This window comes from Streptomyces uncialis (genome assembly GCF_001905345.1).
GTDB lineage: Bacteria > Actinomycetota > Actinomycetes > Streptomycetales > Streptomycetaceae > Streptomyces > Streptomyces uncialis.
The window spans coordinates 553,872-570,906 of sequence record NZ_LFBV01000004.1; the positions used below are offsets into that span (position 1 = coordinate 553,872).

Annotated in this window: 16 protein-coding genes and 1 pseudogene; 11 read left to right on the top strand and 6 right to left on the bottom strand. The window is 72.4% G+C overall.

Going from position 1 to position 17,035, the window contains the following annotated elements; translation table 11 throughout:
* Window positions 1-133: 133 nt before the first annotated feature.
* From AB852_RS19575 to AB852_RS19590, 4 genes are read left to right on the top strand one after another with little or no spacing between them, the layout of a single operon-like run.
* Window positions 134-820 (top strand): hypothetical protein, encoded by a 687-nt coding sequence (locus AB852_RS19575; protein WP_073790074.1) that lies wholly within the window; start codon window positions 134-136, stop codon window positions 818-820.
* Window positions 817-1,431: a hypothetical protein gene (locus AB852_RS19580; RefSeq protein WP_073790076.1), complete on the top strand. Its 615-nt coding sequence runs from the start codon at window positions 817-819 to the stop codon at window positions 1,429-1,431. The genes AB852_RS19575 and AB852_RS19580 overlap by 4 nt, the downstream gene beginning before the upstream one ends.
* The gene (locus tag AB852_RS19585; protein ID WP_073790079.1) at window positions 1,428-1,763 is read left to right on the top strand and encodes a hypothetical protein; all 336 of its coding nucleotides are present in this window, start codon (window positions 1,428-1,430) and stop codon (window positions 1,761-1,763) included. Before AB852_RS19580 ends, AB852_RS19585 begins: the two co-directional genes overlap by 4 nt.
* Window positions 1,760-2,857, top strand: a complete 1,098-nt coding sequence (locus tag AB852_RS19590; RefSeq protein ID WP_245876839.1) for a site-specific integrase — start codon at window positions 1,760-1,762, stop codon at window positions 2,855-2,857. Before AB852_RS19585 ends, AB852_RS19590 begins: the two co-directional genes overlap by 4 nt.
* On the opposite strand, the pseudogene AB852_RS41515 reads toward AB852_RS19590, so the two are convergent.
* Window positions 2,846-3,242 (bottom strand): annotated as a pseudogene (locus AB852_RS41515) (Tn3 family transposase); the annotation flags it as partial. The gene AB852_RS19590 and the pseudogene AB852_RS41515 overlap by 12 nt on opposite strands.
* Before the next feature lie 1,462 nt (window positions 3,243-4,704).
* Between AB852_RS41515 and AB852_RS19600 the strand changes: the two are divergent.
* Window positions 4,705-5,652: a HipA family kinase gene (locus AB852_RS19600; protein ID WP_073790100.1), complete on the top strand. Its 948-nt coding sequence runs from the start codon at window positions 4,705-4,707 to the stop codon at window positions 5,650-5,652.
* Window positions 5,653-5,655: 3 nt separating this feature from the next.
* Entirely contained in the window at window positions 5,656-5,949 is a 294-nt protein-coding gene (locus AB852_RS19605) for an Rdx family protein (protein ID WP_073790102.1), read from the top strand.
* 60 nt (window positions 5,950-6,009) lie between these two features.
* Here AB852_RS19605 and aceB read toward each other — a convergent pair whose 3' ends face one another.
* Window positions 6,010-7,632, bottom strand: a complete 1,623-nt coding sequence (gene aceB / locus AB852_RS19610; protein ID WP_073790105.1) for a malate synthase A — start codon at window positions 7,630-7,632, stop codon at window positions 6,010-6,012.
* A 126-nt stretch (window positions 7,633-7,758) separates the two neighbouring features.
* Window positions 7,759-8,367 carry a nucleotidyltransferase family protein gene (locus AB852_RS19615; RefSeq protein WP_073790106.1) on the bottom strand — a complete coding sequence of 203 codons (609 nt, stop codon included), beginning with the start codon at window positions 8,365-8,367 and terminating at the stop codon, window positions 7,759-7,761.
* Between the two features lie 274 nt (window positions 8,368-8,641).
* Between AB852_RS19615 and AB852_RS19620 the strand changes: the two genes are divergently transcribed.
* Both AB852_RS19620 and AB852_RS19625 read left to right on the top strand, forming a co-directional pair.
* The gene (locus AB852_RS19620; RefSeq protein WP_073790524.1) at window positions 8,642-8,953 is read left to right on the top strand and encodes a DUF5955 family protein; all 312 of its coding nucleotides are present in this window, start codon (window positions 8,642-8,644) and stop codon (window positions 8,951-8,953) included.
* Between the two features lie 756 nt (window positions 8,954-9,709).
* On the top strand, window positions 9,710-9,925 hold the full coding sequence (locus AB852_RS19625; RefSeq protein ID WP_073790108.1) for a DUF6243 family protein: 216 nt from the start codon (window positions 9,710-9,712) through the stop codon (window positions 9,923-9,925).
* 353 nt (window positions 9,926-10,278) lie between these two features.
* On the opposite strand, the gene AB852_RS19630 is transcribed toward AB852_RS19625, so the two are convergent.
* A complete protein-coding gene (locus tag AB852_RS19630; RefSeq protein ID WP_073790111.1) occupies window positions 10,279-11,070 on the bottom strand; it encodes an IclR family transcriptional regulator in 792 nt (263 codons plus the stop codon).
* Window positions 11,071-11,411: 341 nt separating this feature from the next.
* Between AB852_RS19630 and allB the strand changes: the two genes are divergently transcribed.
* The 3 genes from allB to AB852_RS19645 all read left to right on the top strand — a co-directional run bounded on the left by allB (window position 11,412) and on the right by AB852_RS19645 (window position 14,991).
* A complete protein-coding gene (allB, locus tag AB852_RS19635) occupies window positions 11,412-12,776 on the top strand; it encodes an allantoinase AllB (RefSeq protein WP_073790114.1) in 1,365 nt (454 codons plus the stop codon).
* 306 nt (window positions 12,777-13,082) lie between these two features.
* Entirely contained in the window at window positions 13,083-14,258 is a 1,176-nt protein-coding gene (gene alc / locus AB852_RS19640; RefSeq protein WP_079184771.1) for an allantoicase, read from the top strand.
* Window positions 14,259-14,379: 121 nt separating this feature from the next.
* Window positions 14,380-14,991: a dihydrofolate reductase family protein gene (locus AB852_RS19645; protein WP_073790117.1), complete on the top strand. Its 612-nt coding sequence runs from the start codon at window positions 14,380-14,382 to the stop codon at window positions 14,989-14,991.
* 130 nt (window positions 14,992-15,121) lie between these two features.
* On the opposite strand, the gene AB852_RS19650 is transcribed toward AB852_RS19645, so the two are convergent.
* On the bottom strand, window positions 15,122-15,973 hold the full coding sequence (locus AB852_RS19650; protein WP_073790120.1) for an ABC transporter permease: 852 nt from the start codon (window positions 15,971-15,973) through the stop codon (window positions 15,122-15,124).
* Entirely contained in the window at window positions 15,970-16,944 is a 975-nt protein-coding gene (locus tag AB852_RS19655; RefSeq protein ID WP_073790123.1) for an ABC transporter ATP-binding protein, read from the bottom strand. The genes AB852_RS19650 and AB852_RS19655 overlap by 4 nt, the downstream gene beginning before the upstream one ends.
* Between the last annotated feature and the right edge of the window lie 91 nt (window positions 16,945-17,035).

Genomic DNA, 17,035 nt, shown 5'->3' on the forward strand with positions numbered 1-17,035 from the left:
CAGCCGCTGCCCGTATCCCGGAACTCTCCATCCGGACCGGTCGCGTCGGATAATCTTTTTTTATCCGACGCGACAGAACGGGACATGACGACCGATCACCCGGCGCGGCGGAACCAGGGAGGGAACCCACCGCATGGCCACCGAGCCCCTGCGCTACGCCGTTGACGTCACCCAGGACGACGTGGACGCGCTCACCGACTTCCTCATGGGCGTGCTCAACGGTCCGCCCCTGCAACCCGGCACCGAGGAGTATCGGACCGACGCCGCCCTGCGCACCCTGGTGCCCGGCTTCACCGGCGCCCTCACCTACCAGTTCCGCGACGAGGTCGTGGCCACGGCGCAACAGGACGCACACAAGCAACTGGACCGTATCCAGGACATCCGCAGCGCTTGGAACCGGCTTGCCGAAGTCGCCTCCCGGTGGAAGGACGTCGACGGATTCGCCACGGAACGCTGGCACACGGTCCGCTTCTACGACGCTGACGACGAAGAAGGCTTCCGCCGGTGGGAAGAGAAGGGGAAGGCGTCGACGTCCCAGGCGGCGGACTTCGTCTTCGAGTACCGCATCCCCGGGCCGCGGCAGAGCGGGCAGCCCATCGGCGAGTACGTCGTCGCCCGCGACCCCGGACACGCTGACCGCTGGGCCGACTTCGAGGCAACCGCGCAGGCCCGTCACCGGGACGGCAGCTCCCGGCAGCACGCCCGCTTCACCGGAACCAGTCCCTACCTGTACAGCCGGGCGACTGCCCTGGCCGCGGCGCACCAGCACGCCGACTCCGGCGCGGCCGAGGAGTCGCTGGAGAAGGACTCACCCCGATGAGCCGCAGCAGGCAGGCCGCGCTCCTGGCCCGGCACCTGTCCGAGGTCACCGGCGCCGAGGTGGGGCTGCACCACGACACCGGCGCCCGGTGGATCGCGATGTGGGCGGACGGCCCCCGGCAGGAAGAGATGCGCGCCCACCTCGACACCGCCCTCGCCGGGTACCACTACGTCGACATGCGCAACCGCAAGATCGACTGCCACCGTTCGACCTCGCAACGGGCCTGGGCCGCGCGGGCCATCGCCTCCCGCCGGGAGGGCACCCTGGGCCCCGCGATCGCCGAAGGCGCGGCCCACCGCCGGTCGCTGGGTGTGGGGATGCCCCGCCCGGGCGTCCAGGGCCCGACGCACACACACGAGTACTACGCCCTGCTGCGCCACGTCGAGGAACTGTGCCGGGGGACCGCGTACCCGGAGCGGGCGAGCGCGCCCCACGACGAGCCGCTCATCCAGCAGCTGCTCGCGGCCGGCACCCGGGACCGCGCGCACACCGGCAGGCCGACCGTCAGCGAGTACGACATGGCCACGGCGCTGCTCGCCGCCGAGCAGGATCCCACCGGGGGCCAGCCGCTCAAGTTCGCCGTCGTCCGTGTCCCGGAGCAGGGCCGGTGACGGGGGTGGACGACGGCGACGACGCGACCGCCCGGGCGTTCATCGCCCACCACCTGCACGGCGTCGCCGCGAACGCCGCCGAGGACGGGCACCCCGCCCTGGTCGAGGCGGCGGCCGCCGAGCGCACCGCGCGGGAGGAGCACGGACGGCTGGAGGGCAACACCCCGCAGTTCGTCTACGGCTGGGCTCAGCAGGACGCCATCAAGGCCGGGCAGGACGCGATGTTCGGGCGCGGCCTCCGGGAGGCGTGGGAGCAGGCCAAGCAGCAGATGGAGGTGGTCGGCCGGTGGCTGGCCGCCCACGGCCACCAGACGGAGGGAGTGACGAAGTGACGGTCACGGCCGAGACGGCGGCCGCTGGCGACGTCGCCGCGCCGGATGTGCCGGACTCGCCGGCCGCCGAGCGCCAGGCGCTCATCGAGCGGTGGGCCGAACGCCACGGCGTCGACGCCGCCCGGCGCCTGGCCGACACCGAGGACCTGGCCGACGCCGTCGAGAAGGAGATCACCCCGGACAACACCGTCGACACCTACAACAAGAGCTGGCGGGTGTGGGAACGGTTCTGCGCCGCCGCCCGCCTGCCCGGACCGGAGGCCACCCGGGGCTCCCTGGTGGCGTTCGTGACGTGGATGCTGCGCGAGGGCCAGCAGAACGGCAAGGGCTACGCACCCAGTTCGGCGTCCACCCATCTCGCGGCCGCCGTCGTCGGGCTGCGCGAGCGCGGCGTGACGGTGTCCGGCGACGACCAGGCCGCCGCCCGCGCCGCGCTGCAAGGACTGGCGGTCAAGCTCCCGCAGGCCGGGGAGCGGCGCGGCCGCGGGCAGGCGTCCGGTGCCGACATCGACGGACTGCGCGCCGTCGCCCGCGCCTGCCCCGACACCCTCACCGGCGACCGGGACAAGGCGCTCACCCTGACCGGCTTCCACTACGCCAGCCGCAGCCAGGACCCGGCCGGACTGCTGACCGGCGACGTCACCCTGCACCCGCGCGGCCTGGTCGTCGCCGTGCTCACCGGCAGGACCAAGCACTCGGTGCGCAACGCCAAGATCCGCTACGCCGACGACCCGGCGATCTGCCCGGTGAGGGCCTGGACCGCCTACCGCACCCGGCTGGCCGACGAGCACGGCCCGCGGTGGGCCGACCCGTCGGCGCCCGCGTTCGTCGGCATCGACCAGTGGGGCCACGTCACCGGCGGCATGGTGCCCGACTCCGTCACCCGCGCCATCAAGCGGATCTCGAAGCGGGCCGGGGTGCCGATCGCCTGGACCGGGCACTCCCTGCGCATCGGCCTGGCCTCCGTCGCCCGCCGCAAGGGCCGCGACGCCATCGCCGACCAGGGCGGCTGGGCCCGGCACTCCCGCTCGATGCTCGGCTACATGCAGCGCGACGACGGCTGGGACGACAACGCCTCCGCCAGCCTCGCCTGAACACTCACCCGGCTCCAGAGGCGGCGCGACCAGCACCAGGCGCTTCCACGACCCGGCCAGCAGAGCGGTGTCGATCTCCGCCTCGCCGACGTTCTTGCGGCCCAGCAGGTCCGGCAGCGACTTCAGCGCCCGCAGTACCGGCTCGCCCTCGGCGGTCGCGCCGAAGTCGACGATGTCCAGCAGCAGCTTCAGGAACGGCAGCACCGTGGAGAACCGGGACACCAGCATCCGACGCCACGCCACGCCTCGTCGGCGTCGGAGTCCAGCGGCGGCGCAAGCTCGACCATCGCGGCCACCGCCGCCTCGATCGCCTCCCACATCACCGCCAGCGTCTCCACCTCGGTGCGGTGATCTCCCCGGTGGAGGTGTCGACCCGCTCGGCGGTCTCGGCGGGAATCCCTGGACGCCTGGGTCCGTGAACAGGAACAGGCCGACTCGCGCTCCACCACGGCATTGAGTCCCTTGCAGGCCCCCCGTCAGTACCGATCCGGCGGCACAGCGGTCGCCTGACCGGTCGTCGTCCCCCGTTTTCTTTCGAAGGAGATATTTGCCCGGCTGCATAGAGGACCGCTGGATCAAGAAGAAGGATCCTGCAACGGGTAGGCGTGAGAAGACCACGCGCTACGGGAAGGGCAAGCGATACAGAGTCGCTGGTGTCACAGGGGTCCGGGATCGGTCCTTCGACACGCTGGAAGACGCGAAGGCATGGCTTCGCCGGTCCGCCTCCGACGAGGAGGGCGGAGAGTTCGTGGACCCGCGTGACGGGTGCATCACTCTGGCCGACTACACCCGGATGCACTGGGCGCCGGGTCGAGGTGGAGCGCCGAAGACCCAGGAGAATCAGGAGCGCCGGGCCAGGCTCCATATCATTCCCCACCTGGGGGCCAGCCGCTCAAGAACATCACGTCGGCGGTGTTGCGCGCGTACACGGTGACGCTGGAGGCGACTGTCTCTTCGGTCGACTATCAGCGCGGAATCCTGTACGAGTTGTCCAGCATTCTTGAAGCGGCTGTCGATGACAAACGGCTCGCCCGGAACCCCATGCATGCCAGTTCTGTGCGATGGCCCAAAGCGCCCGACGTCATCAGTCCTCGGAACCGGATCGCCGTCGTGCTGGGGCTGGGGTGCGGGCTTCGGCAGGGTGAGGTCTTCGGGCTCAGCCACGCGGACATCGACTACGAGAAGGGCGTGCTGCACGTCCGCCGCCAAGTGCAGTCGCTCAACGGGAAACTGTATTTCGCCCTTTCCAAGGGCGCGAAGACGCGCACCGTCGACATGCCGCCCTCAGTGGGGGAGGAGGTGAAGCGGCACATCGGGACGTTTCCGCCTGTGGAAGTGGAGCTGCCGTGGGGAAGACCCGGAGCCGACAGGCCGCGCCGGAAGTTCGCGCCCCTGCTCACCACGCGGTTCGGCAATGCCATCGCCGTGAATACATGGAACACCTGTACGTGGAAGCCGTCGCTGGCCAAGGCGGGTGTCATCGAGCCGCGTCATGAAGGGGCGAAGGCGTGGCAGTGGGAGGCGGCGCCAAGGGACGGCTTCCATGTACTGCGGCACACCTGTGCCTCGGTCATGTTGGAGGCGGGGGGAGTGCGTGGTGACCCTGGCGCGAGGGCTGGGCATTCCTTCGCCGACCGTCACGCTGAGCTACTACGCTCACTTCATGCCGGAAGCCGGAGCCAAAGGGCGCACCGTCATCGACGGAGTCCTGGGGAGCCGGAGAGAGTGACGTGCCCGTGGAAACTCCCCAGATTCTCCCCGGGGCTGGTGGGAGTGGGACGCGCCTGGTCGCCCGGTCCGACTCGGTCTGCTGATTCACAGGGAGTCGCGCCGTATAGCCTGGGGAAATGCTGAGAGAGGTCACGGCGACGCGCTATGTCACGCCCCTGAGCGAGGGCGGGTCGCTGCCCGGTGTCGTCGAGGCCGACGACCTCGGTATGTACGTCGTCAAGTTCACCGGCTCCGCCCAGGGACCGAAGGCGCTGGTCGCCGAAGTGATCGTCGGGGAACTGGCCCGCGCCCTCGGGCTGCGGGTGCCCGAGCTGGTGCGCGCCCACTTCGACCCGGCGGTCGCCGCGCACGAGCCGCACCAGGAGGTGCGCGACCTGCTGGCGGCCAGCGCGGGCCTCAACCTCGGCATGGACTATCTGCCCGGCGCCGCCGACTTCGCCCCGGACACCGCGCCGCGCGCGCTGCGCGTCGGCCCCCTGGAGGCCGGCCGGATCGTCTGGCTGGACGCGCTGACCGCCAATGTCGACCGCACCCTGCACAGCTCGAACCTGATGGTGTGGCCCACCTTCGGCGTCCCGAAGGTCAACGAACCCCTGCTGTGGCTCATCGACCACGGGGCCGCGCTGGTCTTCCACCACCGCTGGGAGAGCGCCACCGACGCCGTCACCAAGCGCTACGACTTCCGCCGCCACGCCCTCGGCGGCTACGGCCCCGACACGGCCGCCGCCGACGCCGAACTGGCGCCCAGGGTGACCCGGGACCTGCTGCGCGACATCACCGCCCTGGTCCCCGACGAGTGGCTCGCGGACGAACCCGGCTTCGCCGGACCCGACGCGGTACGCGACGCATACGCCGGCCATCTCGTCGCCCGCGCGCGTGCCTCCCGGGACTGGCTGCCCACCGACTTCCCGGCCCGGGAACAGCTCGCGGCCGAGGACGCGCACCGCGCGGCGGCCACCGAGGCGGGCCGCCCGGCCTGGCTCAAGCGCGTGCCCGATCTGCACGGGAGGCCCCCGGCGGAACAGGACTGGTCCGTCCATCTGGACCGGAAACCGAAAGGCTGACCCGTGAGTACGTCCGACGCCCCGTCCGGGCACCGCGTCCAGATCGAGTACTGCACGCAGTGCCGCTGGCTGCCGCGCGCCGCGTGGCTCGCCCAGGAACTGCTCACGACCTTCGAGACGGAGCTGACGGAACTGTCCCTCGCCCCCGGCACGGGCGGCGTGTTCGTGGTCCGGGTCGACGGCGACGTGGTCTGGGACCGCAAGCAGCAGGGCTTCCCCGAGCCGACCGCCGTCAAGCGACTGGTCCGCGACCGGGTGGCACCGGGCCGCGCCCTCGGGCACTCCGACCGTCCCTGACCGGAAAGCCGAGGCCCCCGGCCCGGCGGATGCCTGACCGGGGACCGCCGCCGGGCGTACTCAGCCGCGCAGCCGCTCGTAGGCGGGCAGCGTCAGGAAGTCGGCGTAGTCCGCGTCCAGGGACACCTTCAGCAGCAGATCGTGGGCGCGCTGCCAGTCGCCCCCGGCGAAGGCGTCCGCACCGGTCTCCTCGCGGACGGCGGTGAGTTCCGCGGCGGCGATCTCCCGCACCAGCTCCGCGGTGGCGGTCCTGCCGTCCTCGAACACGACCCCCGCGTCGACCCACTGCCAGATCTGCGAACGGGAGATCTCGGCGGTCGCCGCGTCCTCCATCAGCCCGAAGATCGCCACCGCGCCGGTACCGCGCAACCACGCCTCGATGTACCGGATACCGACCTGGACCGCGTTCACCAGCCCCGCGTACGTCGGCCGCGCGTCGAGGGTGTCGAGCGCGATGAGGTCACCCGCGGCGACCGTCACGTCCTCGCGCAGCCGGTCCTTCTGGTGCGGCGCGTCCCCGAGCACGGCGTCGAACGAGGCCATCGCCACGGGCACCAGATCCGGGTGGGCGACCCAGGAGCCGTCGAACCCGTCCCGCGCCTCCCGGTCCTTGTCGTTCCTGACCTTCTCCAGCGCGGCCGTGTTCGCCTCCGGGTCCCGCCGGGAGGGGATGAACGCGGCCATCCCCCCGATCGCGTGCGCGCCCCGCTTGTGACAGGTGCGGACCAGGAGTTCGGTGTAGGCACGCATGAACGGCGCCGTCATGATGACGGCGTTGCGGTCGGGCAGCACGAACTTCGCGCCGCCGTCCCGGAAGTTCTTGATGATCGAGAAGAGATAGTCCCAGCGCCCCGCGTTCAGCCCGGAGGCGTGGTCCCGCAGCTCGTACAGGATCTCCTCCATCTCGTACGCGGCGGTGATCGTCTCGATGAGGACCGTCGCGCGGACCGTGCCCTGGGGGATGCCCAGCTTCTCCTGCGCGAACACGAACACGTCGTTCCAGAGGCGGGCCTCACGGTGCGACTCGATCTTCGGCAGATAGAAGTACGGACCCCGCGCCTGGTCGGTGAGGCGCCGCGCGTTGTGGAAGAAGTACAGCCCGAAGTCGACCAGCGCGCCCGGCACGGGCCGGCCGTCGACCTGGAGATGCCGCTCGTCCAGATGCCAGCCGCGCGGACGCATCACCACCGTCGCCAGCTCGGAGTCGTCCTTGAGGGCGTACGACTTCCCGGTGCGCTCGTCGGTGAAGTCGATCCGCCGGGTGAAGGCGTCACGCATGTTGAGCTGGCCCAGGACCACGTTCTCCCAGGTGGGGGAGGAAGCGTCCTCGAAGTCCGCGAGCCAGACCCGCGCCCCCGAGTTCAGCGCGTTCACGGTCATCCGGCGGTCGGTGGGGCCGGTGATCTCGACCCGGCGGTCGTTCAGCGCGGGCGGCGCGGGGGCCACCCGCCAGGAGTCGTCCGCGCGCACGTCCGCCGTCCCGGGGAGGAAGTCCAGCGTGGAGGTACGGGCGATCTCGGCGCGGCGCCCGGCACGCAGCGCGAGGAGTTCGTCCCTCGTGGGCGTGAACCGCCGGTGCAGCTCCGCCACGAAGGCGAGCGCCGCGCCGGTCAGTACCTCGTCCTGCCGGGGCAGGGGCTCCGTGCCGACGAGGGTCGGCGAGGACGGCGCTGCTGCGGACATGAGCGGTCACTTCCTTCGGCAAGGGGGAGGGCGCGGCGATCGAATGCGCTGGAAAATGGATACTAGTTTCCTCATGGTGGAACTTCAAGGTCGTCGGATGCCCCCGACGGCCGCCCCCGCCCCCGCTCAGTCCAGTCGCCGCAGATCCGCCGGGGTGTCGATGTCGTACGCCCGCGCCACGTCCCCGCACTCCACCAGGGTCAGCTCCGCCTCGTGCGCGGCGAGATACGCCCGCGCGCCCTGGTCCCCGACGGCCAGCCCGGCCACGTCCGTCCAGCGGTCGGCGCCGAGCAGTACGGGGTGGCCCCGTCGGCCGCCGTAGGCCGCCGCGGCCAGCGCGGACGTCATGCCGTCCGGGTCGCACCCGGCGACGCCGAGCACCCGTGCCACCGCTGCGGCCCCGACGCCCGGTTGGTCCACCAGCGTCACCAGGGCGGCGCGGGCGCCCGAACCCGCGAGCGACGCGAGGCCCGCCCGCAGCGACGACCCCATCCCCGTCTCCCAGTCAGGGTTCCCGACGACCGCGCAGCCGCGCAGATCCGCCGTGGCACGCACACCGTCCCGGCCCGCGCCGAGGACCACATGCACCGTCCCGCAGCCGCCTTCGCGCAGCGCCCGTACCGCGTGCTCCACCAGGGGGCGGCCCCGGTGCGTCAGCAGGGCCTTGGGCTGTCCGCCCAGACGGCGCCCGCCGCCGGCGGCGAGCAGCAGTCCCGCGATGTCGTCGTTCGTCATGCCCTCTGGATACCCCAGCACCGCCCGGCCGCGCGGCAAGCGGTTTCCCCGGAGTGCGGGACGGGGTCGCGCGCTGCCCCGCGCATCAGCGCGCCGTCGGATTCGCCCTCCCGATCTACGCTGGGCAAAGGGGAGTTGAATTTCCGTCCATGGAGTGGCGGCGGGGCCCGCGGGTGGCGTTAACTGGCCGCGAACCCCAGGGAACCGACCGGTCCCACGGGGGCGGCGAGCCCGGTACGGAAAGCGCACGATGCGCGTGCGCGGGGGGAGAGCTGTGTTGCGGAGCGTGGGGCAAAGGGTTGTTACCGGCTGCGACGAGGACCCCCGGGTCGTGGAGCTGCGTGCCGCGGTCTCCAGGCTCCGCAGGGACCTCGCGACGCATCCGGCGGACTTCGCCGACCGGGTGATCGCGGAGGACGAGCTGGCGGCGCTGGACGCGATGGTGGCGGGGGGTGCGCCGGAGACTCCCCGGCTGCGCCGGTCCCTCCTCCTCGTCGCGGGGAGCATCGGATCGGTGAGCGCGCTCGCGGTGGGCCTCGCGAGGGTCCGCAACGCGGTCGACCTCTTCGGCGAGCCTCCCCACTAGTCGCCTTCGCTTGCGCTTCTCAGGTCTGTCCGGCTGGGCGCACTTCGTTCCTGTGCGGTCGCTCGTGGGGTGCGCAGTTCCCCGCGCCCCTGGGGTTCCACACCTGGGCGTGCTTGTTCCTGTGCCGTCGTTCGGTGGGTGCGCGGTTCCTCGCGCCCCTGGGTGCTCGGTGCTGGGCGTGCTTGTTCCTGTGCCGTCGCTCGTGGGGTGCGCAGTTCCCCGCGCCCCTGGGTGCTCGGTGCTGGGCGTACTTCGTTCCTGTGCCGTCGTTCGTGGGGTGCGCGGTTCCTCGCGCGCCTGGGGTTCCACACCTGGGCGTGCTTGTTCCTGTGGGGTCGTTCGGTGGGTGCGCGGTTCCTCGCGCCCCTGGGTGCTCGGTGCTGGGCGTACTTCGTTCCTGTGCCGTCGTTCGTGGGGTGCGCGGTTCCTCGCGCGCCTGGGGTTCCACACCTGGGCGTGCTTGTTCCTGTGGGGTCGTTCGGTGGGTGCGCGGTTCCTCGCGCCCCTGGGTGCTCGGTGCTGGGCGTACTTCGTTCCTGTGCCGTCGTTCGGTGGGTGCGCGGTTCCTCGCGCCCCTGGGGTTCCACACCTGGGCGTACTTGTTTCCGTGCGGGTCGCTCGTGGGGTCTGTGGGGCGCGGCCTTGCGGTGGCCGTTCGGGTGCGGGGGTGGTGTGCGGGGGTGGCGGGACCGGGTAACGTCTTTGTCCCCCACCGATTAATCCGTAGAGCACGTCAAATCATTACCCGGAGAACCCGTGACCGTGAGCAAGAACATCAACAACCCCGTGGGCATGGGCGGCGGCCAGCGCAAGAAGCTGTCCCGCGCCGAACGGCAGAACAACGGTCCGCATCGTAACCTCGACCGCCAGGACGCGGCCGACCGGAAGGCGGAGCTGGTGCGCAAGATGCGCGAGAAGGCAGGCGCGGCCGAGGGCACCGCGCAGGCGGACGACGACACCGCACAGAGCTGACGCGCCACCCCTCTCACGCACTCCCTTCCTCGCGCAGTCGCATGGCTGCGGGAGGGGGTGGGCGGGAATCTCTGCCCGCAGACTCCGATGCTCTTCAGCAGGACCACTGAACGTCCGACCGAGCGCGTTGGAGCGAGGACGGAGAATCCCGACCGGCCCCGACCCGAAGAACCGGCCGGACGCGCCCCAAAGGGGCGCGGGGAACTGCGCGAAGACGAGAACCGGCCCGCACCCGAGGAGCGACGCACAGGGGCAGCACCCAGGGGCGCGGGGAACTGCGCAAATCCACCGAGCGACGGCACAGGAACGAAGTTCGTCCAGCCGGACAGACCCAGAGGCGCAAGCGAAGGCGGTCAGCTGGTGCTGAGCGTCACCGAAAGCTCCGCCGCGATCTGCTGGAGCACCGGCACGATCCGTTCGGTCGCCGCGTCGGTGACCCGCCCGGCCGGTCCGGAGATCGAGATCGCCGCGGCCGTGGGCGACTCGGGGATCGGCACCGCGAGGCACCGCACCCCGATCTCCTGCTCGTTGTCGTCGACGGCGTACCCCGCCCGCCGTACCTCCTCCAGCGCCGCGAGGAACCCGTCCGGCGTGGTGATGGTCTTGTCCGTCGCCGCGGGCATCCCGGTCCGCGCCAGCAGCGCCCGTACCTCGTCGGCGGGCGTGTACGCCAGCAGCGCCTTGCCGACCCCCGTGGAGTGCGGCAGCACCCGCCGCCCCACCTCCGTGAACATCCGCATGGAGTGCTTGGACGGCACCTGGGCGACGTAGACGATCTCGTCCCCGTCCAGCAGGGCCATGTTCGCGGTCTCGCCGGTCTCCTCCACCAGCCGCGCGAGATGCGGCCGGGCCCATGTCCCGAGCAGCCGGGACGCCGACTCGCCCAGCCGGATCAGCCGGGGCCCGAGGGCGTACCGCCGGTTGGGCTGCTGACGGACGTAGCCGCAGGCGACGAGAGTGCGCATCAGGCGGTGGATCGTGGGCAGGGGCAGCCCGCTGCTCGTGGACAGCTCGCTCAGCCCGACCTCGCCCCCCGCGTCCGCCATCCGCTCCAGCAGGTCGAAGGCCCGCTCCAGGGACTGCACGCCGCCGCTCGGGGAGGTGGACTTGACGGCGTCGGTGGAGCTGGCGCTGGACGTCGGCACGGCGCGTTCCTTTCGGGACGGGTGGGCAAGGGTGCAGCCTACCCGGGGCGGCAGCCGTTCTCCGGTGCTGTTCCGTGCCGGGCTCCGCGTCCCCGCCGGTCAGGGGTGCTCGGCCGGCGCGGACGGGGTGCGCCGGAGGGTGTTCCGGCGCCCGGCGGGACGGAGTGGCGTTCTGATACGTGAACTGCTGGACGAAAGAGTAATTCCACTTCGCGGAATTAGCCAAGGGGGTGTCCGGGGTGATGGCGGGGGTCTTGACCGCTCGGTGACGGCCCTGAACACTCGTTCAACAGAACGTTGAAGGCCCGAGGCGTGTCGTCGTGACCGGGGGAGGGGGCCAGGTGACCGACCGAGCGCCGCCCAGGTCCACCGCCCGCCCCGCCGACCTGCTGCTGCGCTCCACCCGGGTCGTCACCCCCGAGCGCACCCGCCCCGCGTCCGTCGCCGTCCGGGACGGACGGATCGCGCGGGTGCTCCCGTACGACGCCCCCGTCCCCGCCGGTGTCAGGTGCGAGGACCTCGGCGACGACGTGCTGCTGCCCGGACTGGTCGACACCCACGTGCACATCAACGATCCGGGGCGGGCGCACTGGGAAGGCTTCTGGACCGCCACCCGCGCGGCGGCGGCCGGAGGCGTCACCGCGCTGGTCGACATGCCGCTGAACTCCCTGCCGCCGACGACCGGTACGGCGGCCCTGCGGGTCAAGCGGGAGGCGGCCCGGACGAGAATCCATGTGGACGTCGGCTTCTGGGGCGGCGCCCTGCCCGGCAACCGCGACGAACTGCGGGCCCTGCACGACGCCGGGGTGTTCGGCTTCAAGTGCTTCCTGTCGCCCTCGGGCGTCGACGAGTTCCCCGCCCTCGACGAGGAGCAGCTCGCCCGTTCGCTCGCCGTGGTCGCGGGTTTCGGCGGACTGCTGATCGTGCACGCGGAGGACCCCCGGGAGCTGGCGGACGCCCCCGCGCGGGGCGGCGCCGCGTACGCCGACTTCCTCGCCTCACGGCCCCGCGCCGCGGAGAACGGCGCCGTCGCCCTGCTGATCGCCGAGGCGCGGCGTCTGCACGCGCGCGTGCATGTGCTGCACCTGTCGTCGTCGGACGCGCTCGGCCCGCTCGCCGCCGCCCGCCGGGCGGGGGTGCGGATCACCGCGGAGACCTGTCCGCACTACCTGACGCTCACCGCCGAGGAGGTCCCGGACGGTGCGACGGAGTTCAAGTGCTGCCCGCCCATACGCGAGGCCGCGAACCAGGACGCCCTGTGGCGCGCGCTCGCCGACGGGACCGTCGACTGCGTCGTCTCCGACCACTCGCCGTCCCCGGCCGAACTCAAGACCGCCGACTTCGCGACCGCGTGGGGCGGTATCTCCTCGCTCCAGCTCGGCCTGCCCGCGATCTGGACGGCCGCCCGCGCCCGGGGGCACACCCTGGACGACCTCGCCCGCTGGATGGCCGGGGCGCCCGCCCGGCTCGCCGGACTCGGCCGCAAGGGCGTCATCGCGGCCGGCCGGGACGCGGACTTCGCGGTGCTCGACCCGGACGCGACCCTCACCGTCGACGCGTCGGCCCTCCAGCACCGCCACCCCGTCACCGCCTACGCCGGTCGCACCCTCCACGGCGTCGTCCGCTCCACCTGGCTGCGCGGGCAACGGATATACGCCGACGGAGAGTTCACCGGGCCACGCGGCCGACTGCTGTCCCGCTCCTAGCCCCGGCGGGTCCCCACCGGACGGGCCGCGGCCACCGGGGCGCGACTGACGGCCTCCCGGTGCGGCGGGGGCCCCGGGCGGCCGGGCCGCACCCCCAGCGCCCCCAGGGGCCCGTAGCGGCCCGTGGCGGGCCCGACACGAGGAGCCACCGCACCCACCCGCCGCAGCCACCACCCGCATACGGCCCACCGGCAGCCACCGCACCCCCTGCCACCGAACGCACCTCACCCCACGCCCCCGCACCCCCTGCCACCACACGCGGACCCCACGCCGCCGCACCCCGGACGAGAGGAAGCACCGGTCACCGTGACGGCACACCCCCAGCACCCCGAACCCCATGCGTCCCTCCGGCCTGCCACGTTCCCGCCGGGGCTTCCCGAGGCCGACTTCACCGGAGCCGCCGCGCCCTATCGCGGCGGCGACCCGTACGCCGACCACCGCTCCGCCGAGCATGCGTTCACCCGGCACGCCGACCTCGCGGACCGGCGGCTCGGCGCGGGGGTCGTCGCCGCCGGGGACGAGTTCTTCGCACCGAGGGAGAACCTGCTGCTGCCCGGCCGCGCCGAGTTCGACCCTGTGTCCTTCGGGCACAAGGGGAAGATCATGGACGGCTGGGAGACCCGGCGCCGCCGCGGTGTCTCCGCCGGATTCCCCTGGCCCGCCGAGGACGACCACGACTGGGCGCTCATCAGGCTCGGGGTCCCCGGTGTGCTCCACGGGATCGTGGTCGACACCGCGCACTTCCGCGGCAACCACCCGCACTCGGTGTCCGTCGAAGCCGTCCATGTCCCCGGTTCCCCCGCGCCCGGGGACCTCCTCGCCCCCGGGCTCGGCTGGACCGTCCTGGTCCCGCGCACGGCCGTCGGCGGACACGCGGCCAACGGCTTCACCGTGGACGCGGCCGGGAGCTTCACCCATCTGCGGCTGCGCCAGTACCCCGACGGCGGCGTCGCGCGGCTGCGCGCGTACGGCGAACCCGTCCCGGACCCCGGCTGGCTCACCGCGCTCGGCACCTTCGACGTGGTCGCCCTGGAGTACGGAGGCCAGGTCCTGGACGCCTCCGACCGGTTCTACTCGCCGCCCGTCCACACCATCCACCCCGGCCGCTCCCGGCGGATGGACGAAGGCTGGGAGACCCGCCGCCGCCGCGACCACGGCCACGACTGGATCACCTACCGGCTGGCCGAACGGTCGCGGGTGCGTGCCGTCCAGCTGGACACCGCCTGTCTCAAGGGCAACGCGGCGGGCTGGGCGTCGGTGTCGCTGCGGGACGGGGACGGGCCCTGGACGGAGATCCTGCCCCGTACCCCGCTCCAGCCGGACACCGACCACCGCTTCGTCCTGGACGTGCCCGCCGTCGGCACCCACGCGCGCGTGGACATCCTCCCGGACGGCGGGATCTCCCGGCTGCGGCTGCACGGCTCGCTGACCGACGACGGCGCGGCACGGCTGCGGGCCCGCCACCGGCCCCCGGCGGGCTGAGCGGCCCTCGGCCACGGGAGGCCCACCCGGATCTCCACCCGGGTGGGCGATGAGTTCCGCGCCGGAGTGCGGTCATAGCTGGTGGAAGAGGAAAACGCACTCCTGGAAGCAGGCACCGGCCATGGCTGAACTCTCGATCACCACGTTCGTCACCCTCGACGGTGTCATGCAGGCACCGGGAGGGCCGGAGGAGGACACCAGCGACGGCTTCGACCACGGCGGCTGGTCCGTCCCGTACGGGGACGAGGACTTCGGCCGGTTCATGACGGGGGTCTTCGACCGGTCCACCGCGTTCCTCCTCGGCCGCCGTACGTACGACATCTTCGCCGGGTACTGGCCGAAGGTCACCGACCCCGACAACCCGATCGCCTACCGGCTCAACTCGCTGCCCAAGTACGTCGCCTCGAACACCCTGGAACACCCCGGATGGGAGGGCACCACCGTGCTGGGCGGGGATGTCGCCGCGCGCGTCGCGGAGCTCAAGGAGCGCACGGACGGGGAGATCCAGGTCCACGGCAGCGGCACCCTCGCCCGCTACCTCCTCGACCACGACCTCGTGGACACCGCCCATCTGCTGGTCTTCCCGGTACTGCTCGGCAAGGGCCGCAGGCTGTTCGCGGAGGGCGCCGTCCCGACCGCGTTCCGGCACAGCGCGGCCCAGGTCACCGGGAAGGGCGTGGCCATCCACACCTACGCGTTCGCGGGCCGCCCGGAGTACGGCAGCTACGCGTAGGACCGCGGCCCCGTCCCGGACCCGGAGGCGTCGGCCGGGAGGGCGGCGTGGCGCGGTCCCGTGCGTGGCGCGGCGATCCTGATCCCGGCCCTCAGGGCGTCCGGTCGTCCCGCTCAGGTCGCGCCTCGCCTCACATCGGTCGTCGCGCCGCCTTCGCCCGGCGGGCGGCCACGCTCGAACCGGACTCGCGCCGGGCCATCCGGCTCAGTACGACGGGCGCCACCAGGAACCCGAGGACCGCCCACAGACCCAGCACCCCCACCGTCTCGGCGTGCCGCCAGGACCCGCCGATCTCGGCGGCGGCCAGCTCGCCGGGCAGCAGCGCCGACCGCAGCCCCAGGGCGAGCCAGTACAAGGGGAACACCTGCGCCAGCAACTGCAACCAGCCGGGGAATCCGTCGACCGGGTGGAAGACCCCGGAGATCGCCACCAGACCCATCAGGACCAGCGTCGTGACGCTGAGGCTCTGGGCGCCGTTGAACAGGGCGCCGAGGATCGCGCCGATCGGCAGGGTCGCGATCAGTCCGAGCGCCAGGACCCAGGTCAGTGTCACCCAGGACATCACCCGGCCCAGCTCCAGCCCGCCGAACAGGAAAGACGCGGGGATCAGTACGACGAACAGACTCGCGACCGTCACCGCGGCCCGGCTGACGACCTTGCCCGTCAGATAGCCGAGGACTCCGTTCGGTACGGCCTTGGCCCGCAGCAGCGTGCTGTCCTCCCGGTCCGTCGTCAGGGCGATGGCCAGCCCCATGAGGCCGGTCAGCACCACGTTCATCGCGAGGATGCCGGGGACCGAGTGGGAGCCGAGGGACGCGTCGGTGCCCGGCACGGTGCTGTCCCGCAGGATGTACATGACCACCAGCGACACTGCCGGGGGGAACACGGCGCCCCAGATGTCCTGGGAGTCGCTCATGTGCTGCCGGAACTCGATCCGGCCTCGATGGAGTCCGGCCCGCAGGGCCGCCGCACCGGGATTCATGACGACACCTCCCGCAACCGGGGCGGCACACCGGTGCGCTGCCCCGACTCGTACTCCCGCACCAGCGCCAGATAGACGTCCTCCAGGCGGGCGCGGCGCACCTCCAGATCGCCGATGGCGTCGCCGTACCGCTCGAACAGTCCGCGCACATACGAGGTGGGGTCGTCCGTCGCGTGCGTGTGGCGCTCGCCGTCCCGGCTGTAGCGCACCTCGGCCTTGCCCGACACCTCGCGGGACAGTTCGGCGGCGGTGCCGTCGGCCACGATCCGGCCGCCCGCCAGCATCACGATCCGGTCGGCGAGCTTCTCCGCCTCGTCCAGGTCATGGGTGGTGAGCAGGATCGTGGTCTCCTCCCGTTCCGTGAGCCGGTGCACCAGGTCGTGGAAGTCCTGGCGGGCGCGCGGGTCGAACCCGGCCGTCGGCTCGTCCAGGAACAGCAGCTCCGGCCGCCCGACGATGCCGACGGCCACGTCGAGCCGTCTGCGCTGCCCGCCGGAGAGGCTGCCCACCCGGGCCCCGGCGCGTTCGGTGAGCCCGACGAGGGCCATCAGCTCGGCCGCGCCGTACGGCCGGACCCTGCCGTCGGCGCTGTACGGGGCGTAGTAGCGGCCGAAGTGGTCGAGCAGCTCACCCACCCGCCACTTCGCGTGGTCACGCCAGGACTGGAGCACGATGCCCAGCCGCGCGCGCCACGCCTCGTCGCCGTCCCCGGGGTCGGTGCCGAGGACGCGGACCTCCCCGGCGGAGCGCCGCCGGAAGCCCTCCAGGATCTCGATCGTGGTCGTCTTGCCGGCTCCGTTGGGCCCGAGCAGGGCCAGCACCTCACCCCGGCGTACCGTCAGATCGACTCCCGTCAGCACATCGGTGGTCCCGTAGCGCATCCGCAGACCGCGCGTCTCGACGACGGCTTCGGCGCCCGGTGGTCCCGCGACCTCGCCGGGGACCGCGTCCGGTGCGGTGTTCAGGGCCATGCTCCCCCTCTCCCTCCACTGTCACGATGGTTCCTCGACTGCCTTGTGCAGCAGGGATACTCCAACTGACGGCCCCTTCGCCGGGTCATCC